Source organism: Mesorhizobium tianshanense (genome assembly GCF_007830515.1).
GTDB classification, from domain to species: Bacteria; Pseudomonadota; Alphaproteobacteria; order Rhizobiales; family Rhizobiaceae; genus Mesorhizobium; species Mesorhizobium tianshanense.
In genome coordinates, this window is the sequence record NZ_VLKT01000053.1 from 12,547 (window position 1) to 31,941 (window position 19,395).

Sequence of the window (19,395 nt, forward strand, 5' to 3'; positions counted from 1 at the left end):
TTTCGCGTGGTTCGTCTCGCCATCCCGGAAACAGAATTAGTTCCATCTGGGCGGCCGTTGCTCTAGTCTGGCAAACGCGAATTTGGGAAGGTTTGCGACAATGCTGCTCAAGGATGAAGTTGGAATGCTACAACGCGTTCCCTTGTTTTCTGGCATCGAGCCGACAAAGCTCAAGTTGCTTGCGTTCACATCCGATCGCGTGAGCTACAGCGCCGGCCAGATCCTTTTCCGGCAGGGCGACGACGGAGACGCCGCCTATGTCATCCTTTCAGGCAGGGCGGATATTCTGGTCGATTCCGACAGCGGGTCGATAAAAGTCGCCGAACTGGTGCCAAATTCGATTGTTGGCGAGATCGCGATATTGTGCAACGGCTCCCGCACTGCCACCGTCAGAGCGGCAACTCCGCTGGAAGCCTTGAGAATTCCCAAGGATCACTTCCTGAGGCTTATGAAGGAGTTCCCGGAAATGACCATCGAGATATTGCGGGTTCTTGCCGATCGCCTAAGCCATACGACCGCTGATCTGATCGACGCACGAAGCGCCAAATAACGAATGACGTGCGCTCAATCCTCGCCGTCGTGATGGCACTGGCCTTGCTGAGAAGGTCACCCGGAGAAAACCTGTCTCGCATAGCAGCAGTTGTTTGGCTACGATGGGCGACGGGGACTGCGAAGGGCTAGCATGGACGACGACGTTTTCCTGGTCAGGTTTTGGGGCGTGCGCGGCAGCATTTCGGTATCGGGGCCAGAATTCTGTCGCTATGGCGGCAACACAACCTGCATTGAGATGCGATGTGGTAAGCATACGCTTCTGTTCGACGCGGGCTCTGGCCTACGGCCTGCCGGCGGCGCGCTTCGGGCGTCCGGCGTGACCGATTTCGACCTGCTTTTCACCCATTGCCATTACGATCACATCATCGGGCTGCCGTTTTTTGCGCCGATCTATGACTGGAGCGTCAAGGTTACGCTTTGGTCCGGGCATCTTGCAGGACGCATGACGACCCGGCAGATGGTCGATGAGTTCATGCGGCCGCCGTGGTTTCCGGTGAAACTGGATATCTGCAAGGCAAGGCTCGACTGCCGCGATTTCGTATCCGGAGACGTGCTTCGGCCGCGCGAAGGGGTGGTGGTCCGAACCGGCAGTCTTATCCATCCGGGCGGCTGCATAGGCTACCGGGTCGAATGGGGCGGCCGCGTCGTGGCGGTGATCACAGACACTGAGCATGAGCCCGACAAACTCGATCAAGCGGTGCTCGGCCTGATCGAAGATGCCGACCTCGTCATTTACGATTGCACCTACACCGAGGAGGAAATGGAACGCCGCCGCGGTAACGGGCACTCGACATGGCAACAGGGCGTCAAGCTCTGTGAGGCGGCCGGTGCGCGGGGGCTTGCGCTGTTTCACCACGATCCGACACGCACCGACGAGGAACTGGACGAGATCGAGAAACTGGCCAAAGACAGGTTTGCCGGCGCTTTTGCCGCACGGGATGGCCAGACGCTCAAATTTCCAGTCTCATTGCACAAAAAGCGCTGAGCTATTTTCCTCTAGAGTGCTTCACCGTTTCACAGAACGGTGAAGCACTCTATCTCTTTGTTTTGACGCAATTCCTCAGGGAAAGCGCTACGCGCTTTTCCCGGGAAAACCGTTCACACTTTTCCTGGAATTGCTCTACCGGCGCTACGCCCGATCAATGTCCTGATCGGAAGCCATGTGCAGGCTTCAGTCCGTGCGGTGACTGTGAACAGCCGTTTGAGGAAAAGCCAGGCCGATTCATCATGTACGAGATGGTGGGTGAGCAGGCCGACCGGTTCGCCGCCGTCGAATGCATGCTGCAATTGCGCGATGATAGCCTGAACCAACAGGCCATGATCGCGGCAGCCGCGCGTGCCATGCCAATCCATGAGGTCGACATTGCTGTTGATGACCGCCAGTGGAGCCGGCTTCGGCGGCCCATAGACCGACAATGCCGTAAATCCTATCGATCCAAGGCCGGATACCAAGCCGGCATCGATCCTGTTCCAGGGTGGCACCAGCATCGGAACGGCACGTGCACCGTGCAGGCCGGTTACGTGCGACAGCCCGCGAGCCAAATCATCGAGCACCGCCTCGCGTGGCCGATGCGCGCCGAGTTCCTGCTTTTTCTGGTCCTCGGGCGCATGATTTCGGTGCGCCCAGCCATGGATGGCGACCGTGGCATGCGGCGCCTCGTCAAGCCGGACGACAAGCTTCTCATCAGTCAGGGCCGGAATGACGGCCAGAGTGACCGGAACCGTGAATTCACCGGTGAGGTCGAGCAGCCGATCAAGCGCAGGCGTCGGATCCACGGCGTCGTCGTCGCGCAGCCAGAACTCTGCCTTACGGTCCGCCCGTTGCAGGCACGTCAGTTCTTCCACCAAGGGCTGCCAGATCTGATCGGATGTCATGAAACCGGGATCTTCGCAAGAAGTTCGGCCAGACGCGCCGCTGCAACATCAAGGGAACGTTCTTCGAGGATGAAACGTCTGGCTTCTGCGGCCATGATGGTTCTTTCGTCGTTACGGGCCAGAAGCCTTTCAATGGCAGAAGCGAACGCCGCCACATCGCCCGGCGGAGTGAGAAACCCGGTCTGGCCATCCCGCACGACCTCCGGCACGCCGGCTATGTCCTGAGCCACCACCGGAAGGCCGGCGGCCTGTGCTTCAAGATAGGCAACGCCATAGGCCTCGCCGTAACCCGGCCAGACGTAAATTCCCCCACTGTAGAGGACATCAGGCACTGCGGCTGGCTCAATCGCGCCAAGCCATTCGATACGGTCGGCGGGCACGCCCGCGAATTGCGCTTTGACCTCGTCACGGGCAGGCCCATCCCCGACGACCGACATGGTCCAGGGCAGGTGGCCGATCCGACCGAGCGCTTGCGCCAGCATGCGATAGCTTTCGACTTTGTCGCCCGAGCGCATCATGGCGACGGTAACGAGGCGCGTTGGACAACCCCGTGCCGGCATTTCCTGGAACACCGATGCGTCGATGAAGGGCGAAAGCATACCGAGAGCGGCGTCGGGAATCGCATCTGTCAGTCCCTGACGATCCCTTTGCGTGAAGCAGATGTTCAGCGCTGCCTGTTCGACCGCTCGCGCCACCAACGCTTGCGTATCGGCCCACAAGCCGGCGTTGCGCCGCCTCGAATAGGAGGCTTCCGCTGTCACATACGGGACAGCAAAGGCCGCCGCCAGCTCGGGCCCGATCAGGTCGGGCGCCTTGTAATAGGGATGATAGGAGAACCAGAGATCGGGCTTGCCGTCACGATCCCAAAGCTTGGTCAGCCGCGCGCCCTCCTCTCGGGCCTCGATCTTGAGCGCATCGAAACTCTTCGACTCCGGTTCGCGTAGATAGAGGCGCAATTCGGATGCCAGTTCGACGCTATGCCCTACACGCTCCAGCGCCTTGACCAGCATCCGTGCCATCTGGCGGTCGCCGGAGGCAACGGGATGATTGGGTGACTTCAGCGGCGCGTAGAAAGCAATTCGCATCGCCGGACCCTATCATCGGAAAGCCTGCGCAAGTCAATTTCGAAGCATGATCGACTTCACCTTCAAGCACTGGAATGTGCTATCTGATGCTCATGGAAACAGCTACCGCCTCCGACCCGTTTGTCGCTTCTTTGCCGGTCTTCGCAAGGTTCGAAAGCGTTGCCGATATCGATAACTATCGGCCTCTCCCCGATGGCTGGGCGTTGGCCACAGCCGACATCGTCGGCTCGACCAAGGCGATCGAGGCGGGGCGCTATAAAACCGTCAATATGGCCGGCGCCAGCGTCATTTCGGCGCTGCTCAATGCGCTGGGTCGGCAAGATCTTCCCTTTGTCTTCGGCGGCGACGGCGCGCTCGTGGCGTTTCCCGGCTCGGCGCTGGAGATCACCCGCAACGCGCTGGCGGCTGTCCAGAGATGGGTGGCGGACGAACTGGACCTGACCTTGCGTGCCGCAATCGTGCCGATAAAGGATATAAGAGCGCAAGGCCTCGACGTTCGCGTGGCAAGGTTCCAGGCTTCCGAAGCGGTCTTCTATGCCATGTTCGCCGGCGGCGGCGGCAGTTGGGCGGAAGCAGAGATGAAAGCGGGGCGCTACCGCATCGATCCTGCGCCGGCCGGCGCGCGGCCGGACCTGACCGGTCTCTCCTGCCGCTGGAACCCGATCGAAGCCCGGCATGGCGAAATCGTCTCGATCATAGCCATACCGGGGGCGTCACGCGACTTGCGCGGTTTTCAGTTTCTGGCTTCCGACATCATCGCCCTTGCCGGCAGGCAGGAACGCGATGGCCACCCGGTGCCGGTGAACGGGCCTGGCTATAGTTTTCTGCCCGCCGGCCTCGATATCGAGGCGCGGGCCATGGCACCGGCAGGATGGCGGTGGCTGTCGAAGCTGTGGATAGTGTTCCTGATGACGCTTACGGCTGTTACGGATAGATATGGCTGGACGATCGGCAGTTTCGATCCGAAGATCTACAAACGCGACGTGGCCAGCAATTCGGATTTCCGGAAGTTCGACGACGGCTTGAAGATGACCATCGACGTTGACGCGGATGTGTTGCAACGGATCGAGAACCGGCTGGAACAGGCGGAAGAGGCGGGCATCTGCAACTATGGTCTGCACCGCCAGAAATCGGCCTTGATGACATGCCTCGTCGCATCGCCGCTGCAGCGCGATCACGTTCATTTCATCGATGGCGCCGCCGGCGGCTATGCGATTGCTGCCGCAAGCCTGAAGGCGAAGGTGCCGGTCTGATGACGGCTTGCGGAAACCGATTTTCCGCAATATGCCTCGGGGTTCTTGGGGAACCAGGTGAGCCTCGCCATGGGAGCGGACGGCCTGTCCGAATTGACGGAAAGCAGATTTTTGGACGCCTCACGATCGACATATGACCGTCTTCTGAATCGGATTTCGACACGCGCCGCGCAAGTCGGCGTGATCGGACTGGGTTATGTCGGGTTGCCGCTGGCGGTTGCGATCGCACGCGCCGGCTTCCCGGTTTCCGGCTTCGACATCGAAGCCCAGAAGGTCGAGAGCCTGAACAACGGCCAATCCTACATTGAGGCGGTGACGTCGACAGCCCTTGCCGGCCAGGTGGCGAGCGGGCGGTTCCGCGCCACTGCGGATTTTGCCGAACTGGCCGTCTGCGATGTCATCATCATCTGCGTTCCGACACCGCTGACGAAACACCGAGAGCCGGACCTCTCCTTTGTCAGGAACACGGCAGGCACCATCGCGAAGCATTTACGTCTCGGCCAGCTGATCGTGCTGGAATCGACCACCTATCCTGGCACCACTGACGACGTGATCAAGCCCATACTGGAAAAAACCGGCTTGCAGTCGAAGATAGACTTCTTCCTCGGCTTCTCGCCCGAACGCGAGGATCCCGGCAACCGCAGCTTTGAAGTCGCGACGATCCCCAAGGTCGTGGCAGGTGACGGCATTGAAGCGGCGACGCTCGTGCAGGTTTTCTACCAGGGCGTGGTCAAGACCGTCGTTCCGGTTTCCACCACGGCGACCGCCGAGGCGGTCAAGCTGACGGAAAACATCTTCCGCTCGGTCAACATAGCCCTCGTCAACGAGTTGAAGGTCGTGCTCGGTGCGATGGGCATCGACATCTGGGAGGTGATCGAGGCGGCAAAGACCAAGCCCTTCGGCTACATGCCTTTCTATCCTGGCCCTGGACTCGGGGGGCACTGCGTTCCGATCGATCCCTTCTACCTGACGTGGAAGGCGCGCGAATACGAACTGCCGACCCGCTTCATCGAGCTGGCGGCAGAGATCAACACGGCTATGCCGCGTCATGTGGTCGATGAACTGGCGAAGGCGCTGGACCGGCGCTGCGGCAAGGCGCTCAGCCGCTCGTGCATTCTCATCATCGGGCTCGCCTATAAGAAGAATGTGCCCGACATCCGCGAAAGCCCCTCATTGCGGCTCATTGAACTCATCGAGGAATGGGGAGGCAAGGCGGAATTCCACGATCCGCATGTTACCGAAATCCCGACCACACGGGAGCATATGGCGATCAAGGGGCGTCGCTCGGTCGAATTGACCGAGGTGGCCTTGAAGGATTTCGACGCTGTCGTCGTTGCAACCGACCACGACGAGATCGACTATCAGGCGATCGCGGATCACGCTCTTCTGATCGTCGACACACGCAATGTTTTTGGCCGCCTCGGGCTAGCCCGAGAGACGGTGGTGAAGGCCTGACGGCGTCTGAGCCGGCGAATTTTTTGCCCGATGTCAGGATCGGGATTGCACTCCGCCGGCAGTCTCGCCACATAATGTGCCGGGAGATAGATGCAGTTACCGCCTGCTTCCTTCCTGCAAGGACAGTCATCCGGGAAATTCTTCGCCGGCTTTTGCCGGCGAAGCCGGCTTCGTTGACTTCGAGGGTGTGGCGGATCAAGGAGATTTCGAGATAGCATGAGCACAGCGCAAGCAGAAATTTCTGCCATTCTCATGGATAAGGTTGCCGATTGGCTGACCCAATCGGCGCTGGCGGGCGACGACCTGGAAACATTGGTAAAGGGCTTTTGTGAACGGCTGGCTGCTGCCGGCCTGCCGTTGAAGCGGGTGCATTTGGGCTTTTCGATGCTTCATCCGCTTTATGACGCGCTTGGCTTCACCTGGCTCCGCGGCCAGGGCCTGGAAGTGGAAGGCTTCCGCAATGAGGACGGCGCTCATTCTGACAGATTCCTGAACAGCCCATACTACCATCTGCTCAGCCACAAGCTCGACCATCTGCGGCGCCGGCTCGACCCGTCGGTGACGTCGGAATTTCCTGTTTTCGATGAACTCAGGCTTATGGGCGTCACCGACTACATGGCTTTCGTCCATCCCTTCAACGGCAATACCAGTCAGGGCATGATGGGCTCCTGGTCCACCGACAGTGCTTCAGGCTTCAGCGACAGCATGATTTCGGCGCTGCTGCGCATCCAGAACCATCTCGCTATCGCAGCCAAGATGGCGGTGCTCACCAAGCTCGCCGACAACATGATGACAACCTATCTCGGCGGCGACGCCGGCAGGCGGGTGCTGGACGGCCAGATCAAGCGCGGCGAGGGCGACACAATCCGGGCCGCACTGGTCATGGGCGATATGCGCGGGTCGACAAGGCTTGCCCAAACCGCCGGCCGCGAAATCTATATCGATACGCTGAACCAGTTTTTCGATGCCATTGCTGCACCTTTCAATCGCAGAGGCGGGCAGATCATGAGTTTCCTGGGGGATGGCTTCATTGCCGTCTACCCTTGCGAAAGGCACCGTGCGCAGTCCGAGATCGCCTGCCAGGCTGCCCTTGCGGCCGCGCACAAGGCCAGCGCGCGCATGATGGATCTCAATCTGCGCAGAAAGGAGCAGGGGTTGGGCGGTATAAAATTTGGTATCGGCCTGCATGTCGGCAATGTGATGTTCGGCAATGTCGGGCTTACCGACCGGCTCACATTCTCTGTCTTCGGCTCGGCTGTAAACGAGGTCCAGCGCCTCCAAACCCTGACCAAGAAATATCCGCACAGCGTTCTCGCCAGCAAAGACTTCGCCAGCTATTGCGGCGCCAACAGCTGGCTGACGCTCGGCGAGGAGGAACTGGCGGGTATCAAACAGAAGCTAACGGTGCTTTCACCCGATCTGTCGGGTGCTCTCGCACCCGATGAAGACGGTGCGCTGGAGCCGATTTACGACCGAATATCGGACGCCGAGCAGGTCATGCTGCTTCATCGCGATGCCGCGCGGCTGTCGGCGGGCGAGCCGAGGAAGCTCCAGTAACCGCCACGGTCTGATCCGAACGCCTTTGGTATGCAGTCCGGTCGCCGGTTCCGCCAGGGAACTGGCGACCGTTTCGAATCCAAGTTGCTCTAGGCTGGCAATGCGCTAGTCTCGCTTTCTGGGTCTGCCGGCCGGCAGTCCGCCAGAGTGGGCTGGTGTGAGAATGAATTCGGGCGTTGATCTGCTGCGGATCGAGGATGTTGGCATCTCTTTTGCCATTATCGGGGGACCGTTGCACGCCGTCAGGCGCGCGAGTCTTCGCGTGCTGCCCGGCAAGGTTACCGCGCTTGTGGGCGAGTCCGGTTCCGGAAAATCGGTTCTCAGCCAGGCAGTGATGGGCATTTTGCCGAACACAGCCCATGTTCGCGGCCGTATCCTGTTTTCCGATCCTGAAAAGCCCGGCACGACGCAGGATATCCTGCAGATGCCGCGTGACGGACCAGAAATCCGGGCGTTGAGAGGCAGCCGCATCGGCGAGATCTTTCAGGAGCCGATGACATCGCTGTCGCCGCTGCACACGATCGGCAATCAGGTCAGCGAATCCCTGCAGATTCATACGCCCATGGCTCGGGTGGAGCGCAAGGCGCGGACCGAGGAAATGCTCGGCCTTGTCGGCTTTCCCAACCCCAAGCGCGCCTATGACATGTATCCCTTTGAACTTTCGGGAGGATTGCGTCAACGCGCCATGATCGCCATGGCGCTTATCTGCCGGCCCGCCCTGTTGATCGCCGACGAGCCGACGACGGCGTTGGACGTCACCATCCAGGCGCAAATCCTGCAATTGCTGCGCGGGCTCCAGACCAAGCTGAACATGGCGATGCTGCTGATTACGCACGACCTTGGCGTGGTCGCCAATGTCGCCGACGAGGTGGTGGTCATGTACCATGGCGAGATCATGGAAGCGGGACCTGTGGAGGCGATATTCCGCCGGCCAGGCCACCCTTACCTGAAGGGCCTGATGGCAGCCGTTCCGCATTTCGACCTGAAGCCTGGCGAAAGGCTAAAGGCGCTCCGCGAGGTGCCGGTAAATGTCGGGAACCTGCTCGGCAAGCAGACGGCGCCGGCATCGAAGGGGCCGGACGACATCCTGCTGGCGGTCAGGGATCTGACAAAGACCTTCACCATCCGCAAGTCCGGATGGTTCGGCGGGGATCATCAAACCTCTGTTCGCGCCGTGGATGGCGTGAGCTTCGATATCAGGCGGGGTGAGTGCCTGGGTCTTGTCGGCGAAAGCGGCTGCGGTAAAACCACCGTCAGCAAGATCCTCATGCGGGCTGTCACCCCTAGCGGCGGCTCTGTGATCTTCAACGGCCGCGATGGTCCGATCGACGTCTTGGAAGCCGAGGGAGACGCCCTGCGCATGCTGCGCGCGAAAATCCAGATGGTCTTTCAGGATCCGGTTTCGTCGCTTTCACCTCGCATGACGGTGGAGAACATCTTGAGCGAGCCGCTGGAAATCCATCAACGTGGCAATGCCGCGTCCCGACTCGCCACGGTCAAGAGCCTGATGCAGGCAATCGGGCTCGATCCGCGCTTCATAAAGCGTTATCCGCACAGTTTCTCCGGCGGGCAGCGTCAGCGTATCGGCATCGCGCGCGCGTTGGCGCTGGGGCCTGAACTTCTGATCTGCGACGAGCCGGTTTCGGCACTCGATGTCTCTGTCCAGGCGCAGATCCTGAACCTTCTGAAGGACCTGCAGAAGGAACTGGGCCTGACCTACCTGTTCATATCCCACAACCTGGCAGTGGTGGACTACATGGCAGACCGCATCGCGGTGATGTGCGGCGGGCGTATCGTCGAGCTCGCGCCGCGCGAAATTCTGCTAAGGAAGCCAGTCCACCCCTACACGCGCTCACTGGTCGCAGCAGTACCTTACCCCGATCTCGACAGGCCGATGGATTTCAAGACGCTGAAGCTCGGCGGCGCTTCCGACACCAGTGCATGGGGACCGCAATTCCGCGACGAGGGCGACGAGGATATGCTGTCGCCGCTCGACCTTGGCGGCGGCCACCTCGTGCTGGCCCGGCGTACGGCCGATGTCAGCGAGTTACGCCATTGATCAGCCGGCGCACCGTCCTTGGACTTATGGCATCGGCATTTCTGCCGGGCACGTCGCGCGCCGGCGATCTGGAGCCGGCATTTCTTCAGCCGCGGCTGAAGGCCAGGGCGCTGCCGGCACTCGCCGAACGCTTGCCCAAGAGCCCGCGCGCGTTGAATCTCACTGCGATGGGCCGGCAGCCCGGCCAGTATGGCGGCACGCTGCGTACGATCATCGGCAGCCAGAAAGATATCCGGATGATGACGATCTATGGGTATGCTCGCCTGGTCGGCTATGACGAAAAGCTTAACATGCAACCCGACATTCTCGAAAGTTACGACGTAGCGGATGATCGCGTCTTCACTTTCAAGATTCGGGAAGGGCATAAATGGTCCGACGGTAGCCTGCTGACGCCGGAGGATTTTCGCTATTGCTGGGAAGATGTCTGGCTCAACGATGAGCTTTCGCAAGGCGGGCTTGCCCCGGCCCTGCTGGCGGACGGGAAGCCGCCACGCTTCGAGATCGTCGATCCGTCGACGGTCCGCTATAGTTGGGATGCGCCCAATCCCGACTTCCTGCCCAAGCTCGCTGCTGCATCGCCGCTATCGCTTGTTCTGCCGGCCGCCTATCTCAAGCAGTTCCACAAGAAATACCAGGATCAATTTCGGCTCGCCGGCCTAATGAAGGAGAACCGGGTCAAGAAATGGACGCTCCTGCATATCCGCATGTCGCGGCAGTATCGCCCGGAGAACCCGGATCTGCCGACGCTCGATCCCTGGCAGAACCGGACCAAGCCGCCGGCTGAGCAGTTCGTCTTCGAGCGCAACCCGTTCTTTCATCGAATAGACGAGAACGGCCGGCAACTGCCCTATGTTGACCGGATTGTCATGAATGTCAGCTCGTCGGCGATCATTTCCGCCAAGGCCGGTGCGGGCGAGAGCGACCTGCAATGCATGGGAATTGACTTCACCGACTACTCCTTCCTGAAGGATGCCGAGAAGCGCTACCCGGTAAAGATGCATCTGTGGAAACGCACACAGGGTTCGCGGCTGGCGCTGCTCCCCAATCTGAATTGTGCCGACCAGGTCTGGCGCGGCCTTTTGCGTGACGTGCGCGTGCGCCGCGCACTTTCGCTCGCTGTGGACAGGCGCGAGATCAATATGGCTGTGTTCTACGGATTGGCGCAGGAAAGTGCCGATACTGTCCTGCCGGAGAGCCCGCTCTACCGGCCGGAATTCGCGAAAGCCTGGGTCGCCTATGATCCCGACCAGGCCAATGCCCTGCTCGACGAGGTCGGGCTTCAGACGCGTGACGATGACGGCCTGCGGATACTTCCCGATGGACGCCCTGCGCAGATCATAGTGGAAACGGCCGGCGAAAGCACGCTGGAAACCGACGCGCTCGAACTCATCACCGATCACTGGCGCAAGATCGGCATCGCCCTGTTCATCCGGACTTCGCAGCGCGACATCTTCCGCAGCCGTGCGCTTGGCGGCCAGATCATGATGTCGATGTGGTCGGGCATCGACAATGGCGTGGCGACCGCCGACATGAACCCGAGCCAGTTGGCCCCCACCATCGACGACCAGTTGCAATGGCCGCTCTGGGGTGCTCACTACTTGTCTCATGGCAAGATGGGTGAGGCACCCGATCTTCCGCCTGTGGTCGAGTTGATGGCTTTACTCAAGCGCTGGAAAGCATCGACCGAAGCCACGGAGCGCACCGAAATCTGGAATTCTATGCTGTCGATCTATACCGATCAGGTGTTTTCGATCGGCACGGTGAACGGAACGCATCAGCCGGTTCTGGCGTCCTCGCGGCTGCGTAATCTGCCTGACAAGGCGCTCTACGGCTACGACCCGACGGCCTATTTCGGTGTCTACATGCCGGATACATTCTGGCTTGGAGAGTCCTGAGCGTGCTTCGATACATTGTGTGGCGCATCGCCGTGATGGTTCCAACGCTGCTGGTCATATCGGCGCTGGTGTTCACGATCATCGAACTTCCCCCCGGCGACTATTTCGACAGCTTTGTTGCCGAGCTTCGGGCTCAGGGTGAAGGGGTGGATTCCGATCGCATCGAGATGATGCGCAAGGAATATGGTTTCGACAAGCCGCCGATCATTCGCTACTTCTACTGGGTCGGCGGGATGCTGCACGGCGATTTCGGCTATTCCTTCGAGTATGAGCTGCCGGTTCGCGACGTCGTCGGGGACCGAATGTGGCTGACCGTGCTGGTTTCCTTCGTCACGATCATCTTCACCTGGCTCATCGCCTTTCCGATCGGCATGTACTCCGCAACGCATCAATACAGCTGGGGCGACTACGGCCTGACTTTCTTCGGCCTTCTCGGCCTTGCCATTCCGAACTTCATGCTGGCGCTGATCCTGATGTATTTCGCCAACATCTGGTTCGGCACCTCCATCGGCCATCTCATGGACCAGCAATATCTCGGCGAGCCGATGAGCTGGGCCAAGGCGAAGTCGATCCTCGCCCATCTCTGGATCCCGGTCTTGATCATCGGCACCGGGGGCACGGCAAGCATGATCCGGCGGCTGCGCGCCAATCTGCTCGATGAGCTACACAAGCAATATGTCGTGACCGCGCGCGCCAAAGGCCTTCACCCCTTCAAGGCGCTGGTCAAATATCCGCTGCGCATGGCGCTCAATTTCTTCATTTCCGACATCGGCTCTATCCTGCCGGCCATCATCTCCGGCGCCGAAATCACGGCGATCGTGCTGTCTTTGGAAACGACCGGGCCGATGCTGATCAAGGCGCTGCAAAGCCAGGACATGTATCTGGCGGGGTCGTTCCTCATGTTCCTCGCCTTCCTGACGGTCATCGGTGTCCTGATTTCCGACCTGGCGCTGGCGCTGCTTGATCCACGAATTCGTTTGCAGGGCGGCAGCACCAAATGAACACGCATTCGCCGCTGCCCGCTCCGGGTGCTCCACTGCAACACTACGTTTCCACCGCGCCCATTGACCTGCAGTCGGTCGAGGCGATGACGCCGGAGCAGTCGAAGGTCTTTCAGGCGTCGCAGTTGCGGCTGATGTGGTGGAAATTCCGGATGCACCGGCTTGCCGTTGTATCCGGCATATTCCTGGCGGCGCTTTATTTCGGGATACTGATCTGCGAGTTCCTGGCGCCCTACAATCTGCACACGCGCAACATGGACTACATCCATTCACCGCCGCAGCGGGTTCACCTGTTCCACAACGGCCAGTTCGTCGGGCCGTTCGTCTATGGCCGACAGATGACGCTGGATATGGACACGCTCAAGCGGAACTACATCGAGAAAAAGGATGATGTTCAGCGGATCCGTTTCTTCTGCAAGGGCGACAGTTATCAGTTCTGGGGCCTGATCGAAGGTGACAGGCATTTTGTCTGCCCTGCCGAAAACGGCCAGCTCTTTCTAGCCGGCACTGACAGGCTGGGGCGCGATGTGCTCTCGCGCATCATCTATGGCGCACGCATTTCACTGACAATCGGCCTCGTCGGCATCAGTTTCAGCTTCCTGCTCGGCATTGTCATCGGCGGACTGGCCGGCTATCACGGCGGTATCTTCGACCTGATCGTTCAACGGATAATCGAAGTTCTGCAATCGATCCCCAGCATACCGCTATGGCTGGCTCTGGCGGCGATCATGCCGATAACCTGGAGTCCGATCCTGATCTATTTCGGCATCACCGTCATCCTCGGGCTGCTCGACTGGACCGGACTGGCGCGGGCCGTGCGTTCAAAGCTTCTAGCCTTGCGCGAGGAGGATTACGTTCTGGCCGCGCAATTGATGGGCGCCAGAAGCAGCCGCATCATCGGGCGGCATCTCATTCCCGGCTTCATGTCGCATCTGATCGCGACGGCGACGATCTCCATACCCGGCATGATCCTGGGCGAGACGGCGCTGAGCTTCCTCGGGCTCGGCCTGAGGGCGCCGATAACCAGCTGGGGCATCCTGCTCACCGAGGCGCGCAGCGTCAGCGTCATCGCGTTCTATCCATGGCTGCTTTTGCCGATGCTCCCCGTCATTCTCGTCATCATGGCGTTCAACTTCCTCGGCGACGGCTTGCGGGACGCCGCGGACCCCTACAAGTGAGATCGCTATTCCGCCGCGCGGCCCGCCGACAACTCGTATGATGCTTGTCGGCGGCCGGTTGCGTTATTGCAAGGTTCGTCGTTCGCCTCTATATGCGGCAAGCCTCGATCGGGGCTGCTGGTTCAGGACATACAATCGCATATGAGTCGTCTCGATAATTTCATCAGCAGGATGACCGCACAGCGCGACATTCTCAATCAAATCTGCCCCGAGGTGGCGAAGATGGAGGGGCTTGTGCTCGAGCTCGGCCTCGGCAACGGCAGGACGTTCCACCATCTGCGCGAGCGCCTGCCCGGGCGCCGGATCGTGGTGTTCGACCGCGAAGTTGGCGCACACGCCAGCTCAATTCCCGACGCTGAAAACCTCGTGCTCGGCGAAATACGCGAGACGGCCCGCAAGTTCATTGGCATCGACGCCGCTCTTGTTCATGCCGACATCGGCACCGGCTATGACGATCGCGATGCAGTGACCGCTACCTGGCTTCCTGATCTGATTGCGCGCCTGCTTCGCGTCGGCGGCTTCGCGGTCAGTGGCACGCCGCTCGATCACCCGCTGCTGCAACGCCTCCCGCCGCCGACTTCGGAGCCCGCCGATCGTTATTTCCTCTGCAGGCGCGTGTAAGGGCCGAGACGATCCAAATCTTCAGGGGCCTAAGCCTTCTCTTCGGGGCCGAGTCTTCAGGGGATCGTATAGACTGCTATCTCCCGCTCAATGCCGCGCAGCGAGACCTCATGAGGCACCGGCGTCAGAGCGTTCCTGTGCAACAGATCGGCGGTGAGATTGTCGTCGACCACCGCACGAGTGGCGAAGATCGCCTGTGCGTTGGCAAGGTTCTGGACTCGCGAAGCAATGTTGACCGTCTGGCCGAAATAGTCCTGCCGCTCGTTCATGGACACGGCGATGCAAGGGCCGGCATGGACTCCGATCTTGAGCAGCAGATCCTCGCGCCCGCTCTTGTCGTTGAGCTCACGCATGGCATCGCGCATCCTGAGGGCCGCAGCAATCGCACGATCAGGCGTCGCGAAGGTCGCCATCACCGCATCGCCGATCGTCTTCACCACCGCGCCTGCCTCCGCCGCGACGATCTCGTGCAGAACCTGGAAATGCACGCGCACGAGATCGAAGGCTGAAAGATCGCCCACTCGCTCGTAAAGCTCGGTCGATCCGCGCAGGTCGGTGAACAGGAAGGTCAGGCTGGTGATTTTCAGGCGCTGGTTGATGTCGAGCGTATCCGTGCGATAGAGATCGCGGAACGTCTGGTTGGTGAGCAGGCGCTTGGCGGTCAGGAATGGCCGGCGTTTACCCAGCAAATCATGCAATGCCTGGCCGGCGATGAAGACCGTCGGCAGCACGCGGGTGTCGGTCCTGTTCTCCAGCGAAATGCGCAACGGGCCGGGTTGCATCTCCAGCGTCTGGTTCTGGACATGGTCGCGGTCGAAGACCAAAGAGAGGCTTCGGCGCTCTTTTGTTGGTTCGCCCTTCCCGTCGATGAACTGCGCTGAATGGGTAACCGGCTCGAAGACGATGATGAATTCGGACGGAAGCTGTATGTGCAGAACCGCCTTTTCACCGGGCGCAAGCTCGATATCCTCCAGCGAGAACGCTTCCATCTTTTTCGCCAAATCCTCTTCCGGCAGATCGGCGCCGGACGCCCAGTAGATCTGGCGGAAATATTCCGCCACCGGCAGTTCGTGTGGATTGTGGGCGGCAATCCTGCGCACGCGGGGACTGACGGTGAATGTCACCTCGACCATCTCGTCGAGGGTCGGCGAATAGCCCTGGGAGCACAGCGCGCAGGTGTATTCGTCCTTCTGCAGGGTTTTCAGCGTGGCGTTGGTGTCGAGCACGCCGCCACAGCCGGGGCACAGAACATTCCAGGAAATGTCGAAGATGCCCACCCGTGCCGCATGGAGAAAGGCGCTTATGGCGCGTTCCTCGTCGAGGCCATGCTTGCTGGCGAAGGCTGGCGCATTGATGCGGCAAAGTTCGCGGTCCTTGCCCTCCGCGATGGTTCGCTTGATCGCGTCGATTGCCTGCGGATCGACATCGGTCGATTGCTGCAGAAGCGAGAACAGATCCTGAGCTTCGTTCATCGTGCGGGCTCCGGAAAATGCGCCCCCGAGGCGTGTTGGCCGGACCGGTCTTCGGTCCGAGCGCTCCATCTTACTTCGAAACGGACCGTACGGCCATTCGAATGGATAAGCCCGGTGACAGTTCATTTTCCATTCGGGCGGATTTTCACCGGCCGCAAGCCGCACTATGATGGTCCATGGGGTATTCATCTTTGGGACTTCCTCCCATGCCGACATCCAACAACCCGCCATTTCCCGCGGCCCTGCGCCTTTTCTCTGTGGTGGTCATCATCGTGCTGATCGTAGGCGCCGGCCTGTTTTTCGCGCCTATGCTGGTCAAGCCGCGCTGGCCTTGGGCCGTCACGCCGTTCAATGCCCGCTTCCTCGGCGGCTTCTACACCGCCGAAATGGTCGTGATGGCGGCGCTGCTGTTCTGGAATCGCTGGTCGCCAGGCAGGCTCGTGCTCGTCATGGCCTTCATATTCACCGTCATCGTGTCGGTGGCTTCGTTCATCAATCTCGGCTATTTCAACTTCGAGCGCAAAGCGCCCTGGCTCTGGTTTTTGGTCTATCTTGCTTCGGTAGCGGTATCCGGGCTGTTCCTGTGGCGGGCCAGGGCCCGTCCTTCTGCAAAAGGCGTGACCTTAAATCCCGCATGGCGCGGCTACATGCCGGTGGAATCGGCGATCCTCGGGCTCTATGGCGTCGGCCTGTTGCTGTTTCCCCTGACATTCAGCGGCTTCTGGCCATGGCCGATCGATGCCTTCCACGCTCAGGTCTACAGCGCCATCTTCCTCGCTGGTGCGGGCGGCATATATCTCGTCTTGAGAAGCGCGCCGCGCGAGGAACTGCTGGTGCTCGGCTTGGCGCAGTTTCTGGTTGGCCTGCTTGCCATCCTTGGCCTCGTCATCACCGACGCTGCGGTGCACCGGATCGACTGGACGGCGACCGGGACATTGTTCTGGCTCGCCCTTTTCGGCGGGATCGGCATCAGCGGCGTCTTCAAACTCTACGCCGCCTCCCGGTATTTTAGCTCGCAATCGGCATCATAGGTTGCGGAGATGGCTGGATTTTTAGGTGACGTCCGGTGCATCGTGCCGGGCCGATAGCTTTGCCGGGAGCGCCATGACCAGCACGACCTCGCCATCCTCCGAGAAAATCCAGCCGCAGCTCCGGTCCGTCCGGCCAAGCGATGCGGAGGCGCTTTGCGCTATCTTCAACATGCCGGGCTTCCGCTGGGGCACGCTCAGGATGCCCTTCGAGATGGTGGAGCAGGTGGAGCGGCGCATCGCCAAGTCCGGCCAGGAAACCACCTGGATCGTTGCGGAGTTGGACGGCAAGGTCGTGGGCCATGGCAGCCTGGTCGTGCAGGGTTCGCCGCGCCGTTCGCATATCGGCGAGATCAATATCGGCCTTGACGATGCCTTTGTCGGCAAGGGCATCGGCTCTGCCATACTTGGCGCGCTGCTTGACGTGGCCGACAACTGGCGCGCCCTGAAGCGGGTCGAATTGACCGTCTATGCCGACAACGAACCGGCCGTCCGTCTCTACACAAGCCACGGCTTCGAGGTCGAAGGTCGGCATGTGAAGGCCGGTTTTACCGACGGGCAGTACCACGACCTCCTGAGCATGGCCCGGCTGCGGTTCTGAGATCCGCTGTTTGGCCGTAACTGTTTGGCCAATCTAACAATTCGTGCCGGCGAACAGGTGATTGCTCATGGAGAACTCCGTAGGATGCGGTCAATTTCGTCTCACACCATTTTTGATCGAGTTGACAATCTATGTGTGGGCCGGCTGCATCCAGCAAGTCTGGTCTCCCTTGGCGTTTGCACCGCAAGTGGCTAGACGGGACCAATGACCGCCGTCTTTGACCCAACCCCTACGCCTCCGGTGGAAATTCTGGCCGTGCTGTCGCTGCTCTGTCCGGAAGTCGTGCGTGACATCGAGCAGAACTGGAATGCACCGGTTTCCGATTATGCCCGCCATCTGTGGCGGCCGGTGGCAAGGCCTGCATCGGGCCCGGCGATCGCTGCCCGCTCGATCCTGCGCGAAGTCCTGCATCAGCGCCTTGGGGTGATCATGCAGCCTGAAGAGATCGGCAAGGCCCTCGAAGAATTCGAGCACAGACCGGTGATTCAGTCCGGCCTGCATTGCCTGCTTCTGATGGACCGGATCACCTTCGATGCCCTCCTGCTTGCCTGGCTCGGCGCGGTCGAAAACGGGCTGTCGGCCTTCTTCAGCTTCATGGGAACGACGATGACCATGGAGACAATTGGGCGGGAGGGGCCGGGATGGCTCGATGTCGGTGACGACAAGGTCAACCTGTTTGGCATGGGGCGCCACAAACTGTGCCGCAAAAGCGCCTGCGTGGCCGGTCCCGTCACCCTCAACAAGCGCGCGCTCGAAGCGGTGGGCGACGAAACGGATGCCAGCCGCTGGCTGGGCACACTGCTTGCCAGCCAGGACAAGGTGTTTGGAACCGCCGCCGATGCGCTGACAGCCCTCAACGAGGATCTGGTCGCCGATTGGGATCGTTCCGGCATGGCCCTGCCGGTTTTCATCGATGATCGGCTCGCCGCGGCTGCCGTGGCGCGGCATCTAGAACATGATGGCAGCCTTCTTTCCAGGCTGCTCATTGAGCCCGCAAGGCGCCAGCGTCTCGAATGTGCCCTGCAAGCGGCCGCCTTGAGCCCATTTGGCAGATTCCTGCCCAATGCCACGGCCTATTTCTGGGGCATCCGCGAGGAGCGCGTGCGCAAGCTTGTCCTCGAGAACGGGCACCTGATCGAGCCTGACAGGCCGCATGGTCTTTCCATCCCGTTCGAGCGGTCGCATCTCAGGCAGGCGCTGCTGGACGGCGTGCTGCTGCCGAACTTGTTCCTGATGTTCCTCGTCCTTGCCATATTGCCGCGCGTGCGGGTTGTGGGCGGCCTGAGACAGATTGGCTATGTAGCGCTTTTCCACTCGATCCTACTGGCTGCGCTAGATGAAGACGCGCCGGAAGAGCGCGATCTGGCTGCGGAGCTGCAGGTTCGGGAAAATGCCTGGGGCATGCGGGTCATCGATGAGAAAATTTCGGTCCGCGAGCAGCTTGCCGGCCTGCCGGAAGGGGCGCTCTTCCCGGACCTGCTCCGGCAATACCGTTTGCGGACATTTGCAGAGACGACCGACGACCTGAAACTGGTTCGCGAAAACGCCCGATGGCGCAAGATCGGCCAGGCGGGGATCAAGGCGAGCTGAGCCTTACTTCAGGTTGATTTTCTGGTGCGCAACCGCAAGCGACGGCGATCTATCGGTGAGCCTCTGGCGTCTGATCCGGCCGCTTCCTTGACGCTGATACCTTTCGGGATTTCGACGACGGCTTCCGCCTCGATCGGCAGCGCTCTGCCACCGGACCCACACTGATCGCTCGA

16 protein-coding genes are annotated in these 19,395 nt (G+C 60.5%); 13 read left to right on the top strand and 3 right to left on the bottom strand.

Annotated features, from left to right (window positions below; translation table 11 throughout):
- The first annotated feature begins 100 nt into the window (after nucleotides 1-100).
- Nucleotides 101-550, top strand: a complete 450-nt coding sequence (locus IQ26_RS30815; protein WP_145722164.1) for a cyclic nucleotide-binding domain-containing protein — start codon at nucleotides 101-103, stop codon at nucleotides 548-550.
- A 132-nt stretch (nucleotides 551-682) separates the two neighbouring features.
- Nucleotides 683-1,537, top strand: a complete 855-nt coding sequence (locus IQ26_RS30820; RefSeq protein WP_145722165.1) for an MBL fold metallo-hydrolase — start codon at nucleotides 683-685, stop codon at nucleotides 1,535-1,537.
- Between the two features lie 113 nt (nucleotides 1,538-1,650).
- Here IQ26_RS30820 and IQ26_RS30825 read toward each other — a convergent pair whose 3' ends face one another.
- The gene (locus IQ26_RS30825; RefSeq protein ID WP_145722166.1) at nucleotides 1,651-2,427 is read right to left on the bottom strand and encodes a polysaccharide deacetylase family protein; all 777 of its coding nucleotides are present in this window, start codon (nucleotides 2,425-2,427) and stop codon (nucleotides 1,651-1,653) included.
- Nucleotides 2,424-3,512: a glycosyltransferase family 4 protein gene (locus tag IQ26_RS30830; RefSeq protein ID WP_145722167.1), complete on the bottom strand. Its 1,089-nt coding sequence runs from the start codon at nucleotides 3,510-3,512 to the stop codon at nucleotides 2,424-2,426. Before IQ26_RS30830 ends, IQ26_RS30825 begins: the two co-directional genes overlap by 4 nt.
- Before the next feature lie 92 nt (nucleotides 3,513-3,604).
- Between IQ26_RS30830 and IQ26_RS30835 the strand changes: the two genes are divergently transcribed.
- From IQ26_RS30835 to IQ26_RS30870, 8 genes are all read left to right on the top strand, one after another.
- A complete protein-coding gene (locus tag IQ26_RS30835; RefSeq protein WP_145722187.1) occupies nucleotides 3,605-4,765 on the top strand; it encodes a DUF3095 domain-containing protein in 1,161 nt (386 codons plus the stop codon).
- A 111-nt stretch (nucleotides 4,766-4,876) separates the two neighbouring features.
- Nucleotides 4,877-6,220 carry a nucleotide sugar dehydrogenase gene (locus tag IQ26_RS30840; RefSeq protein ID WP_145722188.1) on the top strand — a complete coding sequence of 448 codons (1,344 nt, stop codon included), beginning with the start codon at nucleotides 4,877-4,879 and terminating at the stop codon, nucleotides 6,218-6,220.
- A 216-nt stretch (nucleotides 6,221-6,436) separates the two neighbouring features.
- Nucleotides 6,437-7,777: an adenylate/guanylate cyclase domain-containing protein gene (locus tag IQ26_RS30845; RefSeq protein WP_145722168.1), complete on the top strand. Its 1,341-nt coding sequence runs from the start codon at nucleotides 6,437-6,439 to the stop codon at nucleotides 7,775-7,777.
- A gap of 163 nt (nucleotides 7,778-7,940) precedes the next feature.
- The gene (locus tag IQ26_RS30850; protein WP_145722169.1) at nucleotides 7,941-9,836 is read left to right on the top strand and encodes an ABC transporter ATP-binding protein; all 1,896 of its coding nucleotides are present in this window, start codon (nucleotides 7,941-7,943) and stop codon (nucleotides 9,834-9,836) included.
- Nucleotides 9,833-11,731, top strand: a complete 1,899-nt coding sequence (locus IQ26_RS30855; RefSeq protein WP_145722170.1) for an ABC transporter substrate-binding protein — start codon at nucleotides 9,833-9,835, stop codon at nucleotides 11,729-11,731. The genes IQ26_RS30850 and IQ26_RS30855 overlap by 4 nt, the downstream gene beginning before the upstream one ends.
- A 2-nt stretch (nucleotides 11,732-11,733) precedes the next feature.
- A complete protein-coding gene (locus IQ26_RS30860) occupies nucleotides 11,734-12,732 on the top strand; it encodes an ABC transporter permease (protein WP_145722171.1) in 999 nt (332 codons plus the stop codon).
- Complete coding sequence (locus IQ26_RS30865; protein WP_145722172.1) at nucleotides 12,729-13,910, top strand: ABC transporter permease; 1,182 nt, start codon at nucleotides 12,729-12,731, stop codon at nucleotides 13,908-13,910. The genes IQ26_RS30860 and IQ26_RS30865 overlap by 4 nt, the downstream gene beginning before the upstream one ends.
- A gap of 141 nt (nucleotides 13,911-14,051) precedes the next feature.
- Nucleotides 14,052-14,531, top strand: a complete 480-nt coding sequence (locus IQ26_RS30870; protein WP_097575143.1) for a class I SAM-dependent methyltransferase — start codon at nucleotides 14,052-14,054, stop codon at nucleotides 14,529-14,531.
- Nucleotides 14,532-14,587: 56 nt separating this feature from the next.
- Here IQ26_RS30870 and IQ26_RS30875 read toward each other — a convergent pair whose 3' ends face one another.
- A complete protein-coding gene (locus IQ26_RS30875; RefSeq protein WP_145722173.1) occupies nucleotides 14,588-16,003 on the bottom strand; it encodes an adenylate/guanylate cyclase domain-containing protein in 1,416 nt (471 codons plus the stop codon).
- A 206-nt stretch (nucleotides 16,004-16,209) separates the two neighbouring features.
- On the opposite strand from IQ26_RS30875, the gene IQ26_RS30880 reads away from it, so the two are divergent.
- The 3 genes from IQ26_RS30880 to IQ26_RS30890 all read left to right on the top strand — a co-directional run bounded on the left by IQ26_RS30880 (nucleotide 16,210) and on the right by IQ26_RS30890 (nucleotide 19,222).
- Nucleotides 16,210-17,034, top strand: a complete 825-nt coding sequence (locus IQ26_RS30880) for a hypothetical protein (RefSeq protein ID WP_145722174.1) — start codon at nucleotides 16,210-16,212, stop codon at nucleotides 17,032-17,034.
- A 73-nt stretch (nucleotides 17,035-17,107) separates the two neighbouring features.
- Complete coding sequence (locus IQ26_RS30885) at nucleotides 17,108-17,632, top strand: GNAT family N-acetyltransferase (RefSeq protein WP_145722175.1); 525 nt, start codon at nucleotides 17,108-17,110, stop codon at nucleotides 17,630-17,632.
- 204 nt (nucleotides 17,633-17,836) lie between these two features.
- Nucleotides 17,837-19,222 (top strand): hypothetical protein, encoded by a 1,386-nt coding sequence (locus tag IQ26_RS30890; protein WP_145722176.1) that lies wholly within the window; start codon nucleotides 17,837-17,839, stop codon nucleotides 19,220-19,222.
- Nucleotides 19,223-19,395 lie beyond the last annotated feature (173 nt).